Origin of the sequence: Methanobrevibacter filiformis, from assembly GCF_001639265.1 — an archaeon.
Lineage (GTDB): Archaea > Methanobacteriota > Methanobacteria > Methanobacteriales > Methanobacteriaceae > Methanacia > Methanacia filiformis.
On sequence record NZ_LWMT01000099.1, the window covers coordinates 1 to 3482 of the forward strand.

The 3482-nt window shown below is 26.7% G+C and carries 2 protein-coding genes; both read left to right on the forward strand.

Features of this window, described 5'->3' with window-relative positions; genetic code table 11:
• Nucleotides 1–578 precede the first annotated feature (578 nt).
• Nucleotides 579–1865: a diaminopimelate decarboxylase gene (gene lysA, locus MBFIL_RS03590; protein ID WP_066971589.1), complete on the forward strand. Its 1287-nt coding sequence runs from the start codon at nt 579–581 to the stop codon at nt 1863–1865.
• A 208-nt stretch (nt 1866–2073) separates the two neighbouring features.
• The gene (gene dapF / locus MBFIL_RS03595; RefSeq protein ID WP_066971591.1) at nt 2074–2940 is read left to right on the forward strand and encodes a diaminopimelate epimerase; all 867 of its coding nucleotides are present in this window, start codon (nt 2074–2076) and stop codon (nt 2938–2940) included.
• The last annotated feature ends 542 nt before the right edge of the window (nt 2941–3482 follow it).

Below are 3482 nucleotides of genomic sequence, written 5' to 3' on the forward strand. Positions count from 1 at the left end.
AAACATAACCCACTTAAAACCCAATAAACTAAATAATAATCCTTATTTTAACTTAATATTACTTCATCATCACAATATAAACCAATAAATATCAATTAACTAATCAATGAATTATGGAAGATCTCCTTTATATTAAAAATCATGATTTTAAATTTTGCAAAAATTCAAATTTAGGTATGCCTAAATTTATATAAGATAAAATACAATGATAAAATACAATAATTATAATTACCATATAATTAAAGAATAATAATTTATTTATTTTTTTATAAATAATTCGTCTAATATACTTTTAGTCTATATACTTTTAATGATTAATTTAATTAGATTAATAATCTTTAAATTATAATAATAATCTTTGAATTAAATAATAGTTTTTATTTAATAGCTATTAAAATTTAATTAGCTATTAAAGTTAAATTATAATCAAATAGCTATTAAATTAAGTATATTAATAATATTGTTGAAATGTATTGTTTATAACCTAATACAATCCTATAGTTTAATACTATCTCATAATATCAATCAATCAAATATCTAATAAATTTATTTAAATTTACTTAAAATAGATGATTTATATGGATTTAAATTTAAAAATTAACCAAAAAGGAAATGTAGAAATTGGTGGTGCTGACACTATTTCTCTTGCAGAAGAATATGGAACTCCATTATATGTAATTGATGAAAAAAGAATCAGGGACAACTACAATAGAGTAAATAATGCTTTTACCAAATACTATAAAAATTTCAAGATATTTTATGCAGAAAAAGCAAACACAAATCTTGCTGTAATGAGAATACTTGAAGAAGAAGGTAGTTCTATTGATGCAGTATCTCCTGGAGAAGTATACACTGCTCTTGAAACAGGATTCACTCCAGACAGAATATTATTTACTGGAAACAATATTACAAATGAAGAATTAAAATATGTCTATGAACAAGAAGTTATACTAAATATTGACTCTATATCAGCACTAAAAAGACTTGCAAAAATCACAAGTCCAAATGGTCTTAAATTATCCTTTAGAGTAAATCCTAATGTTGGAGCAGGACATCACGACCACTGTATTACTGGTGGACCAATGAGTAAATTTGGAATAATGGAAGAAGAAGCTGCAGATGTCTACAACCTAGCAAAAGATTTAGGATTCAATCCTATTGGTATGCACTCACATATCGGATCAGGAATATTGAATCCAGAACCATTTAAACTTGCAACAGAATCAATGATGAATATTGCAGGAGACGTTGCAGCTAATGCAAACATTGACTTTGAATTCTTAGATTTCGGTGGTGGACTTGGAATACCATATACTCCAGAAGAAAATTTACTTGATATTGATAACTTTGCAAAAGAAATAGTTGGAATATACAAAAGTAAATTAAATGAATTTGGAATAGGTAAACCTGCAATGTACATTGAGCCTGGAAGATATATTGTAGGAGACGCCGCCTACTTACTTCTTAGAGTAAATAGTGTAAAGCAAAGCTATAGAAAGTTCATTGGAGTGGATGCTGGATTTAACACTTTACTTAGACCTGCGATGTATGATTCATACCACCATATTGTAGTAGCGAATAAAGCAAATGCCACACCAACAGAAAAAGTAGATATTGCAGGAAATGTTTGTGAATCAGGAGATCTATTTGCAAGAGACAGAATACTCCCAAAGATAGAAGAAGGAGATTTAATAGCTATTTTAAATGCAGGCGCTTATGCATTCTCAATGTCCTCCCAATATAACTCAAGACCAAGAACCGCTGAAGTACTAGTGAACAATGGAGAATCAGAACTAGTCAGAGAAAGAGAAACCTACAAAGATCTCTTTAACAACCAAATAATCCCAGAAAGATTAAAAAAATAACTATAAATTAAATAAATTAAACAAATTAATATTAAAAAGTAATCAGAAATATAATTAAAAAAATAAACAATACTATAACAAACAATATTATTAATATTAGTATTATTATTAATATTACTATTATTAATATTAGTATTATTATTAATATTACTATTATTAATATTAGTATTATTATTGTTACTATTTATATTATCATGAGGTATTAAAAATGGATTTAAAAGGTTTAAAGTTTTCTAAAATGCATGGACTTGGAAATGATTATATTGTCATAGATGAAAGCGAAGGAGAAGTAGTAGCTGAAGATGAAAAACCAGAGTTCTGCCAAAATGTTTGCAGAAGTGGATTTTCAATTGGTTCAGATGGAGTAATCTTTGTAACACCATCATCAAGTAAAGAAGCAGACATAAGATTTAGAATATTCAACGATGATGGAACAGAACCTGAAATGTGTGGAAACGGTATTAGATGTTTTTCCAAGTTTGTTTATGATAATAAAATAATTGAAAAAGAAATATTAAAAGTAGAAACACTTGCAGGATTGAAAACAGTTGAAATAACATCAAAAAATGGAATAGCTACATTTTTTAAAGTAGATATGGGACTTTCAACATTTAAAACAGCTGAAATTCCAATTAAAACAGAAGAAAAAGAGTTTTTAAATAACGAGCTATTTGTAGATGGTGAAAATATAAGTATGACCACTGTTAGTGTAGGAAATCCCCATGCAGTAGTTTTAACAGATTCTGTAGATAGCATAGATTTAAACAGATTTGGTCCAGCTATTGAAACCCATGAAGCATTCCCTGAAAAAATAAATGCACATTTCGTTGAAATAATATCAAAAAACGAGATAATAATGCTAACTTGGGAGCGAGGAGTAGGGTACACTCATGCTTGTGGAACTGGAGCAACTTCATCTGTTCTTGCAGGATATAAACTTTCAGAATTAGATAATAATGTCCTTGTTCATCTCCCAGGTGGAGAACTTGAAATCGAAGTCTACGAAAAAGATGGAGAACTTGGAGCATTCATGAAAGGAGATGCAGAATTGGTCTTCACTGGTGAAATGGTTTAAAACAATTATTGTATTGTTCAAAATTAGAATAATATTTCTTCAAAAATCAGACAAAACATGCCAAAACATAGTTCATCTAATACAAACATTGTTATCGAAATTTATTTTTCACATCTTACAAATTATACACAGTTTTAGTTTATATATATATATATATATATATATATAGCTATTATTGTTAATTGTTTTTAATATCATACACTTAAAAAACAGCTACATTTTATTTTTAGATTTATTGTTAGTTAGTATGAATTTTATCCATGTTACAGAGATTAATAAGTTTAAATATTACTTTTCATATACATAATGCTAATTTACATTAATTAATATTTGTTAATCTTTTTGATAGCTGATAATTAATACTCAATATAAAACATATGTGAGAAATGTTTGTGTTTATTGTTAAAATGATTAGTGTCTCGACAATTTAATTTTTATGATATTCATATGTTAATATAATATTTGGATAATTTTTTATCAGCATCGTTTTTAGTGAAATTCCATTTTATTTTGCATTTATTTTTATTTCTATTATTCTTATA

Excerpts from the sequence above, each read along its gene's own strand:
- dapF (WP_066971591.1), top strand. The coding sequence starts at position 2,074 with ATGGATTTAAAAGGTTTAAAGTTTTCTAAAATGCATGGACTTGGAAAT.
- lysA (WP_066971589.1), top strand. The coding sequence starts at position 579 with ATGGATTTAAATTTAAAAATTAACCAAAAAGGAAATGTAGAAATTGGT.